At 60.7% G+C, this 15,598-nt stretch carries 11 protein-coding genes; 6 read left to right on the forward strand and 5 right to left on the reverse strand.

Annotation, left to right across the window (positions count from 1 at the left end):
- Positions 1–26: 26 nt before the first annotated feature.
- The 4 genes from kdpB to ACF8O7_RS16695 all read right to left on the reverse strand — a co-directional run bounded on the left by kdpB (position 27) and on the right by ACF8O7_RS16695 (position 4,840).
- The gene (gene kdpB, locus ACF8O7_RS16680) at positions 27–2,111 is read right to left on the reverse strand and encodes a potassium-transporting ATPase subunit KdpB (protein ID WP_016452759.1); all 2,085 of its coding nucleotides are present in this window, start codon (positions 2,109–2,111) and stop codon (positions 27–29) included.
- Positions 2,112–2,114: 3 nt separating this feature from the next.
- Positions 2,115–2,849, reverse strand: a complete 735-nt coding sequence (kdpC, locus tag ACF8O7_RS16685) for a potassium-transporting ATPase subunit KdpC (RefSeq protein ID WP_016448468.1) — start codon at positions 2,847–2,849, stop codon at positions 2,115–2,117.
- Between the two features lie 71 nt (positions 2,850–2,920).
- The gene (kdpA, locus tag ACF8O7_RS16690; protein WP_016448469.1) at positions 2,921–4,627 is read right to left on the reverse strand and encodes a potassium-transporting ATPase subunit KdpA; all 1,707 of its coding nucleotides are present in this window, start codon (positions 4,625–4,627) and stop codon (positions 2,921–2,923) included.
- A gap of 114 nt (positions 4,628–4,741) precedes the next feature.
- Positions 4,742–4,840: a potassium-transporting ATPase subunit F gene (locus tag ACF8O7_RS16695; protein ID WP_013800438.1), complete on the reverse strand. Its 99-nt coding sequence runs from the start codon at positions 4,838–4,840 to the stop codon at positions 4,742–4,744.
- Positions 4,841–5,129: 289 nt separating this feature from the next.
- On the opposite strand from ACF8O7_RS16695, the gene ACF8O7_RS16700 reads away from it, so the two are divergent.
- On the forward strand, positions 5,130–6,755 hold the full coding sequence (locus ACF8O7_RS16700) for a peptide chain release factor 3 (RefSeq protein WP_034348982.1): 1,626 nt from the start codon (positions 5,130–5,132) through the stop codon (positions 6,753–6,755).
- Positions 6,756–6,993: 238 nt separating this feature from the next.
- On the opposite strand, the gene ACF8O7_RS16705 is transcribed toward ACF8O7_RS16700, so the two are convergent.
- Positions 6,994–9,531 carry a hypothetical protein gene (locus tag ACF8O7_RS16705; protein WP_046984087.1) on the reverse strand — a complete coding sequence of 846 codons (2,538 nt, stop codon included), beginning with the start codon at positions 9,529–9,531 and terminating at the stop codon, positions 6,994–6,996.
- A 457-nt stretch (positions 9,532–9,988) separates the two neighbouring features.
- Between ACF8O7_RS16705 and ACF8O7_RS16710 the strand changes: the two genes are divergently transcribed.
- The 5 genes from ACF8O7_RS16710 (at position 9,989) to ACF8O7_RS16730 (ending at position 15,397) form a co-directional block, all read left to right on the forward strand.
- Positions 9,989–10,342: an undecaprenyl phosphate-alpha-L-ara4N flippase subunit ArnE gene (locus ACF8O7_RS16710; protein ID WP_016448472.1), complete on the forward strand. Its 354-nt coding sequence runs from the start codon at positions 9,989–9,991 to the stop codon at positions 10,340–10,342.
- 13 nt (positions 10,343–10,355) lie between these two features.
- The gene (locus ACF8O7_RS16715) at positions 10,356–11,351 is read left to right on the forward strand and encodes a glycosyltransferase family 2 protein (protein ID WP_080649909.1); all 996 of its coding nucleotides are present in this window, start codon (positions 10,356–10,358) and stop codon (positions 11,349–11,351) included.
- Between the two features lie 9 nt (positions 11,352–11,360).
- Entirely contained in the window at positions 11,361–12,455 is a 1,095-nt protein-coding gene (locus ACF8O7_RS16720; protein ID WP_016448474.1) for an acyltransferase, read from the forward strand.
- A 243-nt stretch (positions 12,456–12,698) separates the two neighbouring features.
- Entirely contained in the window at positions 12,699–14,513 is a 1,815-nt protein-coding gene (locus ACF8O7_RS16725) for a hypothetical protein (RefSeq protein WP_016452761.1), read from the forward strand.
- Between the two features lie 86 nt (positions 14,514–14,599).
- Entirely contained in the window at positions 14,600–15,397 is a 798-nt protein-coding gene (locus ACF8O7_RS16730; protein WP_034349002.1) for an HAD-IIB family hydrolase, read from the forward strand.
- The last annotated feature ends 201 nt before the right edge of the window (positions 15,398–15,598 follow it).

Here is a 15,598-nt window from a genome sequence, read left to right on the forward strand (position 1 = left end):
CGGGCGGGCAGGCTTGCCGCCAAAGATCAGGCCAGGCCGAAAGCCACCAGCAGCATGTCGATCAGCTTGATGCCGATGAAGGGGACGACCAGGCCCCCCAGCCCGTAGACCAGCAGGTTGCGCCGCAGCAGGGCCGAGGCGCCGATGGCGTGGTAGGGCACGCCACGCAAGGCCAGCGGTATCAGGACGATGATGATCAGCGCGTTGAAGATCACGGCGCTCAGGATGGCCGAGCCCGGGCTGGCCAGTCCCATGACATTGAGCGCCGACAGCTGCGGATACGTGCCCACGAAGGCGGCCGGGATGATGGCGAAGTACTTGGCCACGTCGTTGGCCACGCTGAAGGTGGTCAGCGCGCCGCGCGTCATCAGCATCTGCTTGCCGGTCTCCACGACCTCGATGAGCTTGGTCGGGTTGCTGTCCAGGTCCACCATGTTGCCGGCTTCCTTGGCCGCCTGGGTGCCGCTGTTCATGGCCACGGCCACGTCGGCCTGGGCCAGGGCGGGTGCGTCATTGGTGCCGTCGCCGGTCATGGCCACCAGCCGGCCTGCGGCCTGGTGTTCGCGGATCAGGCGCAGCTTGTCCTCGGGCGTGGCTTCGGCAAGGTAGTCGTCCACGCCGGCCTCGGCCGCAATGGCGGCGGCCGTGAGCGGATTGTCGCCCGTGATCATCACGGTCTTGATGCCCATGCGGCGCAGCTCGGCAAAGCGTTCGCGTATGCCGTGCTTGACCACGTCCTTGAGCTCGATCACGCCCAGCACGCGGGCGCCATCGGCCACCACCAGCGGCGTGCTGCCGCGCCGCGAGACATCCTCCACCACCTTGAGCATGGCGGGCGGGAACTTGCCGCCCATGGCTTCGACGTGGCGGCGCACGGCGTCGGCCGCGCCCTTGCGCAGGCTGCGCGTGCCGCCGTCGGGCTGCGGCATGTCCACGCCGCTCATGCGCGTCTGGGCCGTGAAGGGCACGAAGACGGCATGCAGGGTTGCCAGGTCACGCTCGCGCAGGCCATGCATTTCCTTGGCCAGCACGACCACGCTGCGGCCCTCGGGTGTCTCGTCGGCCAGTGATGCCAGCTGCGCCGCATCGACCAGCTGCGCGGCCGTCACGCCGGGAGCGGGCAGGAATTCGCTGGCCTGGCGGTTGCCCAGCGTGATGGTGCCGGTCTTGTCCAGCAGCAGCACGTCCACGTCGCCGGCCGCCTCCACGGCGCGGCCCGAAGTGGCGATCACGTTGGCCTGCATCATGCGGCTCATGCCTGCCACGCCAATGGCCGACAGCAGGCCGCCGATGGTGGTCGGGATCAGGCACACCAGCAGGGCGACCAGCACCGTCAGTCCCACGACCTGCCCGCTGCCCGTCAGCTCCACCGCAAAGGCCGAATAGGGCCGCAGCGTGACGATGACCAGCAGGAACAGCAGTGTCAGTCCGACCAGCAAGATGGTCAGCGCCAGTTCGTTGGGCGTCTTGTGGCGGCGGGCCGACTCCACCATGGAGATCATGCGGTCCAGGAAGGACTCGCCGGGGTTCACGGTGATCTGCACCACCAGCCAGTCCGACAGCACGCGCGTGCCGCCGGTGACCGAAGAGAAGTCGCCGCCGGCCTCGCGGATCACGGGGGCCGATTCGCCGGTGATGGCGCTCTCGTCCACCGAGGCCACGCCCTCGATCACCGTGCCGTCCAGCGGTATGGTGTCGCCGGCCTCGACCAGCACCCACATGCCCGAGCGCAGTTCTTCCGCACCCACGGGATGCCAGCGGCTTTGGTAGCTGGCCTGCTCCAGCTTCTTGGCGACCGTGCTGCGCTTCATGCTGCGCAGGCTCGCGGCCTGGGCGCGGCTGCGCCCCTCGGCCAGCGCCTCCGCAAAATTGGCGAACAGCACGGTGAACCACAGCCACAGCGCAATGGCCAGGATGAAGCCCGCAGGCGCCTCGCCCTCGCCCGCCAGGGCCTGGGCCCAGAGCAGGCTGGTGAAGATGGCGCCCAGATAGACCACGAACATCACCGGGTTGCGCCATTGCGCGCTCGGTGCCAGCTTGCGGATGGAGTCACCCAGCGCCTGGCGCACCAGCGAAGGATCGAACAGGGACAAAGCAGTTTTGCGCGACATGGCTTACTCCTTGGCGGCATTGGCTGCCGCAGGCTGCAGCGTCGCGGCCGAGAGATCGTCCAGCGCCAGATTCAACTGCAGCACGTTCACGCGCGGCTCACCCAGCAGGCCCAGAACGCGCGGCTGCATCTGCTGGCGCAGCAGTTCCTGGACCTTGGCCACAGGCAGCTGGCGCTCGCGTGCCACGCGCGGCAGCTGCAGCTCGGCATTGGCCACAGAGATGTGCGGATCCAGGCCGGAGGCCGAGGCCGTCACGGCATCCACAGGCACAGCGGCATCTGCAGCCAGACCATTGAGTTCGCGGTAGGCCGCCACGCGCGCCGCCACGGACTCCTTGAGCGCCGCGTGGGTCGACCCCTGGTTGGTGGCGGCCGACAGCGCGGCGTTGTAGGGCGCGGCCACCGTGGCATCGGCCTTGTCGGGATCCGGCGCCGTGGTGGCGCTGGGCCGACCCTGGAAATAACGGGGCGAAGCGAACTCCTGCCCGATCAGGGCCGAGCCCACGACCGAGCCCTGGCGCGTGATCAGGCTGCCATTGGCGGCCTTGGGAAACGCGGCCTGGGCCACGAGCGTGGTGACCAGCGGATACGCCAGGCCCGTGACCACGGCGACGAACAGCGCCGACCGCAGGCTGGGGCCGAACAGCGAGCGCAGCCCGCCGGCATCGGTCTGGGATGGAACCTGCGCATCGGTGCGCAGCACCGGCAACGGGCCGGAAGTGTGTGTTTGAACTTGCATTTCGGAAACCTCCGCCGCGCTGCTGTGTCAGGCACAGCAGGCGGCCAGGAAAAAAACGGGCTCAGGGGTGTTCAGGGGTAGACCTGTCCTGACAGCATCTGCAGTTGCTCGACCACAGGACCCAGGGCCAGCGAAGGCAGGAAGGTCAGTCCACCGACCACTACCACCACGAAGACCAGCAAGCCCATGAACAGCGGCGTGGCCGTCGGGAAGGTGCCCGGCCCCGCAGGCACGGTGGGCTTGGCCGCCAGGCTGCCGGCCAGGGCCAGCATGGGCAGCAGTGTCAGATAGCGGCCAGCCAGCATGGCCAGGCCGATGGTGGTGTTGAAGAACGGCGTGTTCGCATTCAGGCCCGCAAAGGCCGAGCCGTTGTTGGCCGTGCCCGAGGCATAGGCATAGAGCACCTCCGAGAAGCCGTGCGGCCCCCGGTTGGTCAGACTGGCCATGGTGTCGGGCCAGACCGCAGCCAACGCCGTGAAGCCCAGGATGGAGATCGGGTGCGCCATCACGGCCAGCATCACCAGCTTGATCTCGCGCGCCTCGATCTTCTTGCCCAGGAACTCGGGCGTGCGGCCGATCATCATGCCGGCCAGGAAAACCGTGAGGATGGCGTACTGCAGCAGGTTGATCAGGCCCACGCCGTCGCCGCCGAACACACAGTTGAGCATCATCTGCGCCAGCGGCACCAGCCCGCCCAGGGGCGTCAGCGAGTCATGCATGGCATTGACCGAGCCCGTGGTCGCGGCCGTGGTCGTGGTCACGAACAGCGCCGTATCGGCGATGCCGAAGCGCAGCTCCTTGCCCTCCATGTTGCCGCCCGGCTGGGTGGCGCTGATCTGCTGGTCGGCACCTGCGGCCGTGAGCAGCGGATTGCCGGCCTGCTCGGCCGTGAACACCAGCGCCAGAAAGCCCACGAACATCACCAGGCAGGCGCCGAACAGCACCCAGCCCTGGCGACGGCGCAGCAGCATGGAGCCGAGCGCATAGGTCAGCGCCGACGGGATCAGCAGCATGCCCAGGATGTGGAATGCGTTGGTCAGCGGCGTGGGGTTCTCGAACGGATGGGCCGCATTCATGCCGAAGAAGCCGCCACCGTTGGTGCCGATGTGCTTGATGCTCTCCAGGCTGGCCACGGGGCCGAGAAGAATCTGCTGGCGAGCGCCTTCCAGCGTCGTCGCCCAGACCTGGCCATCCAGCGTCTGAGGCACACCCTGCCACACATAGACCAGGGCCACCACAAAGCTCAGCGGCAGCATCACGCGCCAGAGCATGCGCACATAGTCCACCCAGTAGTTGCCCAGGTCCGAGGCACTGGAGCGCGCCAGGCCGCGGATGACACCCGCCGCGGCGACCACGCCCGTGGTCGCGCCAGCGAACATCATGAAGGTGATGGCCACCATCTGCGTGGCGTTGGACAGGCTGCTCTCGCCCGAATACGCCTGCCAGTTGGTATTGGTCACAAAGGACACGGCCGTGTTGAAGGCCAGGTCCGGTGTCTGCGCCGCATTGCTCAGCGCATTGAGCGGCATCCAGCCCTGCAGGCGCAGCAGCGCATAGCCCAGCAGCAGCATGGCGCCGTTGGACAGCAGCAGCGCCAGCCCGTAGCGCTGCCAGCCCATGCGCTCGGCCGGGTTCACGCCCAGGGCGCGAAAGCTCAGCCGCTCGATCCAGGCATGGTGCTCACTCGTGAAGCAGCGTGCCAGCCACTGCCCCATGGGCACGGCCAGCGCCGTCATCAGCAGCAGCACCAGTGCATATTCCATCCAGGTCAACCACATGGAGGTCTCCTTTCAGGCAGTCAAATCCGGCCCAGCGCCGCCACGAAGGCCAGCAGGCCCCCGAAGCAGCCCAGGCTCAGGGCGATAAAGATCAGGTCTTGCATCTGCGCCACCTCAGAACTGTTCGGGCCGCAGCAATGCGTATCCGAGGTAGACAAACACAGCCAGGGCGCCCAGGGCGCCCAGCCATCCGGTGATTTCGGTCAGGGTCATAGGGATTTCTCCCGCATCGGCGCCGCATGGCGGCACCTGTTGTTGCGATGGGGAAAACTCTAGGGCCGGGGCTGTCAAAAGCGGATTGAGATTGCGACGTGCCGTATCAAGACGGCATCAAGAAACCAGGGACACGACTTACATCCCTGTTCGCCGATATTCCCGGTGCGAAAGTAGAATGGCGGCCATTTGCGGCCTCGCTTGGCTCCATGCCCCAATGGCCGCCCGCGACAGACATTACGTCTCCCTTTTCTGGCAGGCACCGCCCTGCCTCTGCGCTTTCAATACTGTGTCATACGCCTCTGAAACCCGGCGCCGCCGGACTTTTGCCATCATTTCCCACCCCGACGCGGGCAAGACCACGCTGACCGAGAAGCTGCTGCTGTTCTCGGGCGCGATCCAGATCGCGGGCGCCGTCAAGGGCCGCAAGGCCAGCCGCCATGCCACCTCCGACTGGATGGAAATCGAAAAGCAGCGCGGCATCTCGGTGGCCAGCTCGGTCATGCAGATGAGCTACCGCGACCATGTGGTCAATCTGCTCGACACCCCGGGCCACAAGGACTTCTCGGAAGACACCTACCGCGTGCTCACGGCCGTGGACTCGGCGCTGATGGTGATCGACGCCGCCAACGGCGTCGAATCGCAGACCCGCCGCCTGATCGAGGTCTGCCGCCAGCGTGACACGCCCATCATCACCTTCGTCAACAAGATGGACCGCGAAGTGCGCGATCCGCTGGACATTCTTGACGAAGTGGAGCGCGAGCTGGGCATGCCCTGCTGCCCCGTCACCTGGCCCGTGGGCCAGGGCAAGCAGTTCGGCGGCATCATCAACCTGCTCACCCAGACCATGACGGTGTTCCAGCCCGGCAGCGAACGCCGCCCCCAGGACTTCGAGGCCATTCCCCTGGCCGAGGCCGACAAGCTGCGTGCGCGCTTCGGGCAGGCCTTTGACGACGCGCTCGACAGCATGGAACTGGCCCAGGGCGCCTCGGCCCCCTGGGACCATGAGGCCTTCCTGGCCGGCAAGCTCACACCGGTCTTCTTCGGCTCGGGCGTGAACAACTTCGGTGTCATGGAAGTGCTGGATGCCGTGGTCGACATGTCGCCCCCGCCCGGCCCCCGCAAAAGCTCGCTGCTGGTCAACAAGCAGCCTGTGGAAAAGATCATCCACCCCGAGGACGAAGGCTTCTCCGGCGTGGTCTTCAAGGTCCAGGCCAACATGGATGCCAACCACCGCGACCGCATCGCCTTCGTGCGCGTAGCCTCGGGCAAGTACACGCCCGGCATGAAGATGAAGGTGCAGCGCACCGCCAAGGAACTGCGCCCCACCTCGGTCGTGACCTTCATGAGCCAGCGCCGCGAAGCCGTCGAAGAAGCCTATGCGGGCGACATCATCGGCTTCACCACGCATGGTGGCGTGCAGTTGGGCGACACCATCACCGACGGCGCGAGCCTGCAATTCACGGGCCTGCCCTTCTTCGCCCCTGAAATGTTCATGACCGTGGTGCTCAAGAACCCGCTGCGCACCAAACAGCTGCAGCAGGGCCTGATGCAGCTGGGCGAGGAAGGCGCCATCCAGGTCTTCAAGCCCGAAGCCGGCGGCAACATGCTGCTGGGCGCCGTGGGCCAGCTGCAGTTCGAAGTGGTGCAGCACCGCCTGAACACCGAATACGACTGCGACATCCGTCTGGAAGGCTGCCAGTACACGGCCGCCCGCTGGATCACGGCCGACACGCCGGGCGAACTGCGCGAATTCGAGAACGCCTACCCGCTGCGCATGGCGCGCGATGCGGCCGACACGCTGGCCTATCTGTGCACGTCACCCTATGACGTGCGATTGGCGCAGGAGCGGTTTCCGAAGATCCATTTCCATCCGCTGCGCGAGCATGCGGGGTTGGCGTTGCAGCGTGGCTAAGACAGCAATCCCCATGAACTGCATGGCGGCCTACCAGGCCATCAAGCTCCCCTGAAGGCCAGCCCCCGATTCAGGGGCACAGGCCAGTAGCCGGGCAAAGTCCGAATTCGGTTCGAGCAAAAGCCCCGACCTGCGCCCAGAAATTCACGATCTTTGAAGGCAAGGGGAGGGCTTGGTGCAGCAGGATCTCCTGATGCATCGGACCCAAGAGCCTTGCTCGGCAAATCCGTAAAGATTTCTATCGCCCCTCTTTTTTGATGGCAAACCAGTGCAGGCGCCTGTACTCGCCCATCCATGTCAACGAGGCATTGGAACGCAGATCGTTCGCCTGTGCAGCTTCCACAACCACGCGCTGAGCACCTGTCTTGGAGAAGTCAAACCGTTGTGGATGGATATCGACGCGTACATAGTCGACCGATGCTGCAGACGCACGGTAACCTGAGACATTTTCAACACTGGCGTCCGTGTAGAAACCAAGATGCTGATAGCGATTAACCACGGGCCATTCTTTTTCGGGCAACCCCATTCTGGACCACAGCTCCTTGTGCGGGTAGTACAACACACCATTGGAAATTGGAAATCCTGCTGCAGCGAGCATGTGCGGCCCTATGCCGTCGCCATTGAGCAAAATGGTCCTCAAGTGTCTGCCCTCTGAGTTGATGACATAGGGGATACTCCCTTCTGCTAGGCTCACGCTCTTGGGCGCCCGCAGCACAGGATTGAAAGTCAGTGTTGCAAGCAGATGCACGGCGATCAACATGGCAACGGCGGCGCCCACTTTGCCCCTCAGCATCCACCAGCACATCATCGTTCCGACAATGACCATGGCCGATGTATAGACCCAACTGCCCTCCGGCATGAAAAACAGTGGTGTGCGATAGAGCATCCATGCAATCACCACTGCGCTGCCGAGAGCAGCCAGTGCCGGCACAAGCCAGCTCGTCCACCAACCGGGCGCTGGTTTATCGGCCAGCACCCCCTTCTCGGCCGCCAATGTAATCAAAACGACGCTCACCAGCCCCATACCCACATCCATGCGGAACGTGGGCATATTTCCCCAAAGTGTGTATTTGGCCAGCCAGATCGGCACGCCGACAAAGCCGTAGATCCAGTAGCAGGCAATGAAGGCCGTGCATGCTGCGACAGCCCAACGCCGCTCTCGCCGCTGCACCAGATGGCTAACGCAAAGCACAAGCAACATCAAGGGCAACAGGAAATAGGAACTGGCGGAAGACTGGTCGGTATGCGCTCCAGAAGCATGTGTCACGATATCCGCGTTGTTGTATCCACGCAGATGCCACAGCCAGTCCAGATCCCCCCCGGGCAGCGCGCCTCGCTTGCCGGGATATTCGGTTGCCCGCATCAATGCAACGGCGTCGTGCGTATCCATCCACCAGCTGCCTAGCAGGGCCGCGGCAACCACCCCCGCCCCCACGGCGCCTAGCACCTGCGGCATGCCCCAATGCAGCCGATCACGATTGTCTAGGCACCAGCCCACACCGACGAACAGCAGCAAACTGCCAACGATGATGAGCCAGGTGGGATACAACACTAGGAACCAGCACGCCATCAGCCAGCCAAGACCGAGGCCTAGCAATAGCGCATGCCCGCGACGTGTGGTCTGCATCAGCTTGCATGCGAGCACAAAACCCAGTGCCGGGAACATCGTGGCGTACAGGGGCCAGTTGGACCAGGCGGCAGCGTAGGGGGCCACGCAGAAAGCGAACGACAAAGCCAGATTGAGCCCGCGCCTGTCAGGCCGCAGCACGTTGAGCAGCAGCCAGACCGAAAGCAGGCCACCCCAGAACGGGAGCTGCCATTGCCAGCTCATGGCCTGGCGCAACGGCAGCAGGAAATATCCCCAGGTCGCAGGCTTGGCCAAAGCGGCCCAATTAGCGATCGGAACACCCGTCATGCCGATCACACCCATGTTCTGCCCACTCAAACCGATATTGGTATTCACGACCGGAAACTGCGGCTCATGATTGACCTGAGCCAGCACGTTCGGCATAAGCACGCCCCACTCGTCTCCACGAATGTCGCGCAGGTCGAACAGGCGCGCCTGGCTCCCCTTCGCGCTGAGCAGACTTTGCCCTATCGGGCTCTCCAGAAGCAGATTCATCGAACTGCCGGTAATGCCAGCGGTCACCAGCACGGCGAAGGCACCGACGATCAGCAGGTAACCCGTTCGCTCCTGCGTCCACTGGGACAGACGGCGCGCCAGCCTTGTGCGCTCAAGCCTGCCGAAACGGATGAGCAGCACGACGACCAGCACGATCCCCAGCGCCCACCAATGGCTTTTTTTTATCCTCTTGACGATCAATTCGGGGCTGCCACCCAACGAGCTTTGCAGCAAGAATGTCTGGCCCCCCGGGTAGACGACCTCAAGCCGGATGACATGCACACCGCCAGGAGGCTTCGCAGGTAATGTCACCGTCCAATCGAAGCCCACGCCCACCTGACCACCGGTGTAGGGGCTGTCCGCCGACAGCTCCGGCCTCGCAGTCCACGCCGCATCCTTCGCCTGGAATTCCGTCCCCAAAATGGAAAGCTTCATCGCAGGTGGAGCCGTCCCGTCCTGACCTGCCAGCACCCACCCTGTAAGCGACAGCTTGCTGCTGGGCTCATCGAGCGACCAATGCTCCAACGCACCCGATACTCGTGTCTTCTCCGGAGCCTGGGCGTGCCCCCCCACCGACACAAAGAGAAAAATGAGGGCAAAAAGGAAACGAAACATCAGTATTACGGCAATCTGTGAAGTCAGCACAGGCAACATCCCTCGACTGCGGCGAGGCATCGCCAGAAAGATGGCTAATTTACTCGACTGCGGCAAAGTAGCTCGTGGGAAAAGGCCGCAGTCGATGGCACCTAATGCATGGGCCGGCCAACGCAGTACGGCATTTCCACTAGCTGTACCTCGCGGCCGCCGCGGCCGCCGCGGCCGCCACAGGCCATGCACACTGCACGCGCGCGGCCTGCCGTACCTGCATAATCAGCAACGCCTACCGTACCGGGCGAGCTGGCGACTGCCTGCTCCATCAATCCTCGCCCTAGTCTGACATCCGCATCAATGGGACCTCACTCGCAGCCGATCCAGATTTCCGCAGCATTTTGCAACCAGCGCCCTAAGTGCAGCCGAGCCGCAAGGAAAGCTCCTCAGCCATCCCGGCCCGTCATGTTTGCCTTGGCAACACCGGGCAGCACGCCTACCAAGACAACACACCTTCCAACACATGACACCTTTTCTCACCAGTCTAGCTGTTATTTGCGTCCTCGGCATTTCGCTGGGGCAGCTGCTTTTCAAGAAGGCAGCAGCCGCTATTCCGCTTTCCCCCTCTCTGATGGATATTGCCCTCAATGGCTGGCTGCTTGTGGCTTTCGCGCTTTACGGAGTCACCACGCTGGCCTGGGTGTGGATTCTGAGAAGTGCACCTCTGTATCTGGCATATCCGATTATGGGACTGGCCTTTATAATTGTGCCCAGTCTGGCCTGGCTATTTCTGAACGAGCCAATGCACCCTAAAACTATTATCGGAGGCATCTTCATTGCAACAGGGATAACCATTGCATCCCAAGCACCCAATTAACAAAACAGATCACATGAAAATTTCAGTTGCCATCCCTTGCTACAAAGTCACACAGCATGTCATAGAGGTGATAGAAAAAATACCCGATTGCGTAACAACAATATATGCCGTAGACGATTGTTGCCCTGATGGCAGTGGAAACTGGATTCTGCAGAATTGCAAGGATCCTCGGGTGAGGGTACTTTTCCACACAAAAAACCAAGGCGTGGGAGGGGCAGTAAGCACGGCTTATGGTCAAGCGATCAAGGATGGAATGGATATCGTAGTCAAAATAGATGGCGATGGACAGATGAATCCTAAACTACTTCCGCTTTTTGTCACCCCCATCATCCAAGGAAGAGCAGACTACACAAAAGGCAATCGATTTTTCAGGCTTGAATCAGTGCAAACCATGCCAAAAATCCGCATTTTTGGGAATGCTGCACTTTCCTTCATTACCAAAATCAGCTGCGGATACTGGAACATCATGGACCCGTCCAACGGATATACAGCCATCCACACGAGCGTCTTACGAGAACTACCCATCAGCAAGCTGGAAAAACGCTACTTCTTCGAGACCGACATGCTCTTTCGGCTGAACACCATCCGTGCTGTCGTCAAAGATATACCCATGGACGCAGTCTATGCAGATGAGGAGTCCAATCTCAAGATAAACAAGATCCTCCCGGAATTCCTGAAAAAGCATGCCATCCGCATAGGAAAACGCTATTTCTACAATTATTTTCTAAGAGATTTTAACGCCGGAACCATATATAGCATCTTTGGCGTTCTTTTTTTATCCTTCGGAATAATTTTCGGAGGAATTCATTGGATCAGCAGTTTATTGGACAATCTCCCGGCAAGCAGCGGAACAGTTATGCTCGCTGCCTTGCCTGTCATCATTGGAATCCAGTTCCTCATCGCCTTTCTGCACCACGATATTAGCAGCACCCCTCAGGAGCCGCTTAGCGGGCTGCTAATGGACGCATGCATACTCAAAGACTTCAGAAAAGATAGATTATCCTCTTGAGGAACCCCAATGTTAAAAAACGTGCAGACTTTGCGATTCTTTGCCGCATTCTGGGTGGTACTCCACCACATGAGTCCACCCGTGACGCCATTCACACTGACAATATTGCCAGAAGCGGTCACTCGACTGGGTTTTGCTGGGGTTGATTTATTCTTCGTAATCAGCGGACTGATAATGGCTGAAACCACGAGGAATCTAAAACCTGGATGGCATTCATTCGCACGTTTTTTAACGCAGCGATTTGGCCGAATCTACATTGGCTGGTGGCCATTTTTCTTTGTTTACCTCATCGCTGCATGGCATTTCCAAAATATCAAGCCTCAGACAAGCCTGTTGGGATCTTTCTTCCTGTGGCCTCAGGATTTAATGCTCTATCTTCTCCCCATTACTTGGACGCTGAGTTTTGAGTTGTATTTCTATGTCGTCGTTGCCTTGATTGTCCTCTGGCAAAGACGCTATGCGGCAAAGATCCTAGGGATCTGTGGCCTTGGCATCATCATTTTCAATGTCTGGCTGTACAAGAACGGGATGTACCTCCCTCAAAATGAAGGGAAGGCCAAGGCGAGCCTGCTGATTCCCTTCTACGCATCTCCGCTTGTCGTGGAGTTCATCGCAGGCTTTCTGCTATCGGAATTCGTCCGTCGACGGCCACAGCAATATATCTCTATCTGGGCGACTGCTGCCATTGCCTTTCTAGCTGCCGCATACTTCTATCAAATTCATGGGAATTTGAACGCCAGCGGGATGGCCGGATTTTTCCACGCCGGAGAAAGAGCCGTTCTTTTCGGCGGTTTCTCCTGCTGTCTTGTGGCCTGCGCCATGGAGTTTGAGCGAAAAAACATCACCCCGTGGAAATTGCTGCAATCCCTGGGAGATGCCTCATACAGCATATATCTCAGCCATATCATGGTGCTCGTTGCGATGAGCATCATCTATTTCAAATCACCCGTGCGAATTCCCAATACCATCTGGGCTCTTGCAAGCATATTAGCCACACTGGTATTTTCCTGGCTTTGCTACCGCCTCGTTGAATATCCGCTCTATCAGATATTCAAGAAAAAAGTCTCCACCTGGTTCGGATTCTCCTCGCGCAAAGGCGCTTGACAGCAGGAACTTCCTCTTTTATCGAATCTCCAACTCGCGACAGTAGTTCTCCCCAGATACTCCCCTACACGCTGGAAAAATATAATCCAGAAAATCATGAATGAGGCCAGGGGCATCTTTTAAGAGCCCCTGCTTTTTAGCATAACCCAAGCCTCTGCAATTCCTGCGTCTTCCCAAATGACCCCAACCCGTATTTCACCAAAATCATTCCATCTTTCCGCGCTGAACTTGGTGGGACTGGTGATGTTTGCCACGGCCAATTTTTCACAGGCAGGAACTGCTGCAAGGCCATCCGATCAGCCCTTGATTATCGCGCCCACCGTCGAGGGCATATATTTGTGCGATGAGGCCGTTGCAGACAAGAAGATCCGGACCCTCAAAGAGGCCTATGCGTTCTGCCGCAAACGCGGCATGGATGGTGCCACGGCTGTCACACGTCTCCTCGATACACTGGAACCGGGTGGCCCCAAAGGCTCTGTTCAAATTGGCTACACGGCAACCCTGCAACTGCTCGACCTATATCACCGCACGGGAAAGGGCTGGGAAATTGACGACTCCAAGGTTGACAGTTTCCTGAACGTCATCCGAAAGATTCCACGCCCCGTCGTTGTTTATCTTGCGGCCGACCATTTCGATTCATTAGGGCCCATCGTAGAGGACCTGCGCAAGACTCCCGAGAATCTGATGCAGTTGCGTGATGGCAAGCCGTTGCAGTTGGACTACTTCGGCTACAGCATCCTGCCCTATACACTTGCGACAAATCCGGAAATTCCTGTCAACCACTATCGCTTCAAGGCACTTGAGCATGTGGCAAAAAAAATCCAGGAACTGCCTCTGCCCGTGCAAAATCGCATCGTGGCCTATACTTTGGCCGGTGAACTTCACCATATGTTTCCAGACTTCGAGAATGGAATGGGCGCCTATAGGGACATCCGTGTGACGGACTACAGCCCGGAATCGATAGAAGGCTTCCGACAATGGCTCCGCACACACTACAGGGACATTCAACGATTCAAGGCGCAGACCGGCTTGGACTACGCGTCCTTCGATGTCATCCCTGCCCCCTCCAAGGATATTCGGAAAGAGAAACTCGGCTCCTTCGGCGAGCACTACGACGCATATGCCGACGGCACCCTGCCTGTTGCAGGATGGCTCTGGGATCCCGCACAGATCGTGGATAAAATCAACCTTTATGTGGATGGCAAGCTTGTCGGACCCATGGCCCGCAGCCTCAATCGCTTGGATGTCTACCGTGCCGTCGATGAAATCACAAACCCCAACACCGGTTTTCGGCGCGACATTGACTTCAGCAAACTGAAGCCCGGTCCTCATGTGGCCCAAGTAGTGGTCCTATCCAAAGGGCGGCGCTACAAAATGGCTGATGTGGATTTCGTGGTGGTGCCACGGGATCAAAGCAGCCCACCACCCGGATTGGAGCCTCGGCGGCTTGGTTGGATGCCAGCCTTTACGGCGCTGGAGCGCAAGGGCGCTCGCTCATGGCTGGACATGCCTCCCTCATTGCAGGACGTCTACTACAACCCTCTGGCACGTGACTGGAACCACTATCGAGAATCCCAAGTCTTCAATTTTTTGAAGACCTTCCATGAGCGCGCCCTCAAGGCGGGCCTGCCCGCAGCCAAGCTGTACTCCCACCAAATCATTCCCGATGTGAACCCCTCGTGGAATCCGCAGCTGTTCGCCTCCACCCAGACCCTGGATGGCAAGGCACCTTGGAAGCAGGGCCTGAACATGTACGGCGGCGCCACAAACAGCGACTGGCTGCGCGGTTTCATGAAGCAGCACCAGATCGGCAGCGGCTACGGCGCGCCCGAGTTCAATCCGCAGCAATGGAAACTTGACGGAACGCACCTGGCCGCGCTGAAGGCCCACTATGACGCAGGCGCCACCTTCATCAGCCCCTACTACTTCTCGGTGATCAACCAGCGCTTCAAGGGCGCGGCCGAACACGGCGTCAACCGCATGGAGCTGTCCCCAGACAACCCCAAGGACGGCTCCGACAAGTTCTACAAGGCCATCGTCGAATTCGCCAGGCAGTAGGATGGAGCCCTTGCGCGCACGGTCCGTGCGTGCAAACGCTGCCCTTTTACAAGCCGCCCCGGGCGGCTTTTTGCATTTTGACGACCGTGCCTACAACCCTCCAGCCGCTGTCCCTCTGGACACCTCCCGCATCGCCGCTCGGCATCCTCACCGACATCGACGACACCCTGACCACGGAAGGCGTGGTGCCGGCCCATGTCGTTGATGCCATTGCCCAGCTCAAGCAGTCCGGGCTGCGCGTGGTACCGATCACCGGCCGCCCCGTAGGCTGGAGCGAGCCGTTTGCCCAGGCCTGGCCCGTGGATGCCATCGTGGCCGAGAACGGCGCCGTGGCACTGCGGCGCAATGCGCAGGGCGGGCTGGACAAGCTCTACCAGCAGGACGAGGCCACACGCACTGCAAACTACGCGCGCATGCAGCAGGTGCTGGCCGAGATCGAGGCCACCGTGCCCGGCGCGCTGCGCGCCACCGACTCGGCGGGCCGCGAATGCGACATTGCCGTGGACCACAGCGAATTCGCGCAGATGCCCCAGCAGGACATTGACCGGTGCGTGGCCATCATGAAGGCGGCGGGCATGAACGCCACCGTCAGCTCCATCCACATCAACGGCTGGTTTGGCGCGCACAACAAGCTCGAAGGCGCGCGATGGATCCTGCGCACCCTGTTCGACATCGACCTCGACGCCACGCTGGACCGCTGGATCTACATCGGCGACTCCACCAACGACCAGCTGATGTTCGAGCACATGCCCCACAGCCTAGGCGTGGCCAACATCGCGCGCTTCGTGCCCCAGCTCAAGCACCTGCCTCGCCATGTCACGCAGGCCGAGCGCGGCGACGGCTTTGCCGAAATGGCGCAGTATTTGCTGTCCCAGCGCCCCTGATCCACAGGGCCGAGGGCCGGTGCTGCCCTTGCAGACCTTCGCCCTCGACCACCCCTCCTGATCTGCGGGACCCGCGCCCCCTCCGCAGACACCATCACCCTCAGCACAGGCAACCGCCCGGCGCAGGCGGGCTGCGCACCCTCTTTCCCCCATTCGACAGAGCAAATCTAGGACTATTCCTAGATTCAGGCTCAAATAATC

The organism is Delftia sp. WSY_16 (assembly GCF_043104415.1).
Taxonomy (GTDB): Bacteria; Pseudomonadota; Gammaproteobacteria; order Burkholderiales; family Burkholderiaceae_C; genus Comamonas; species Comamonas tsuruhatensis.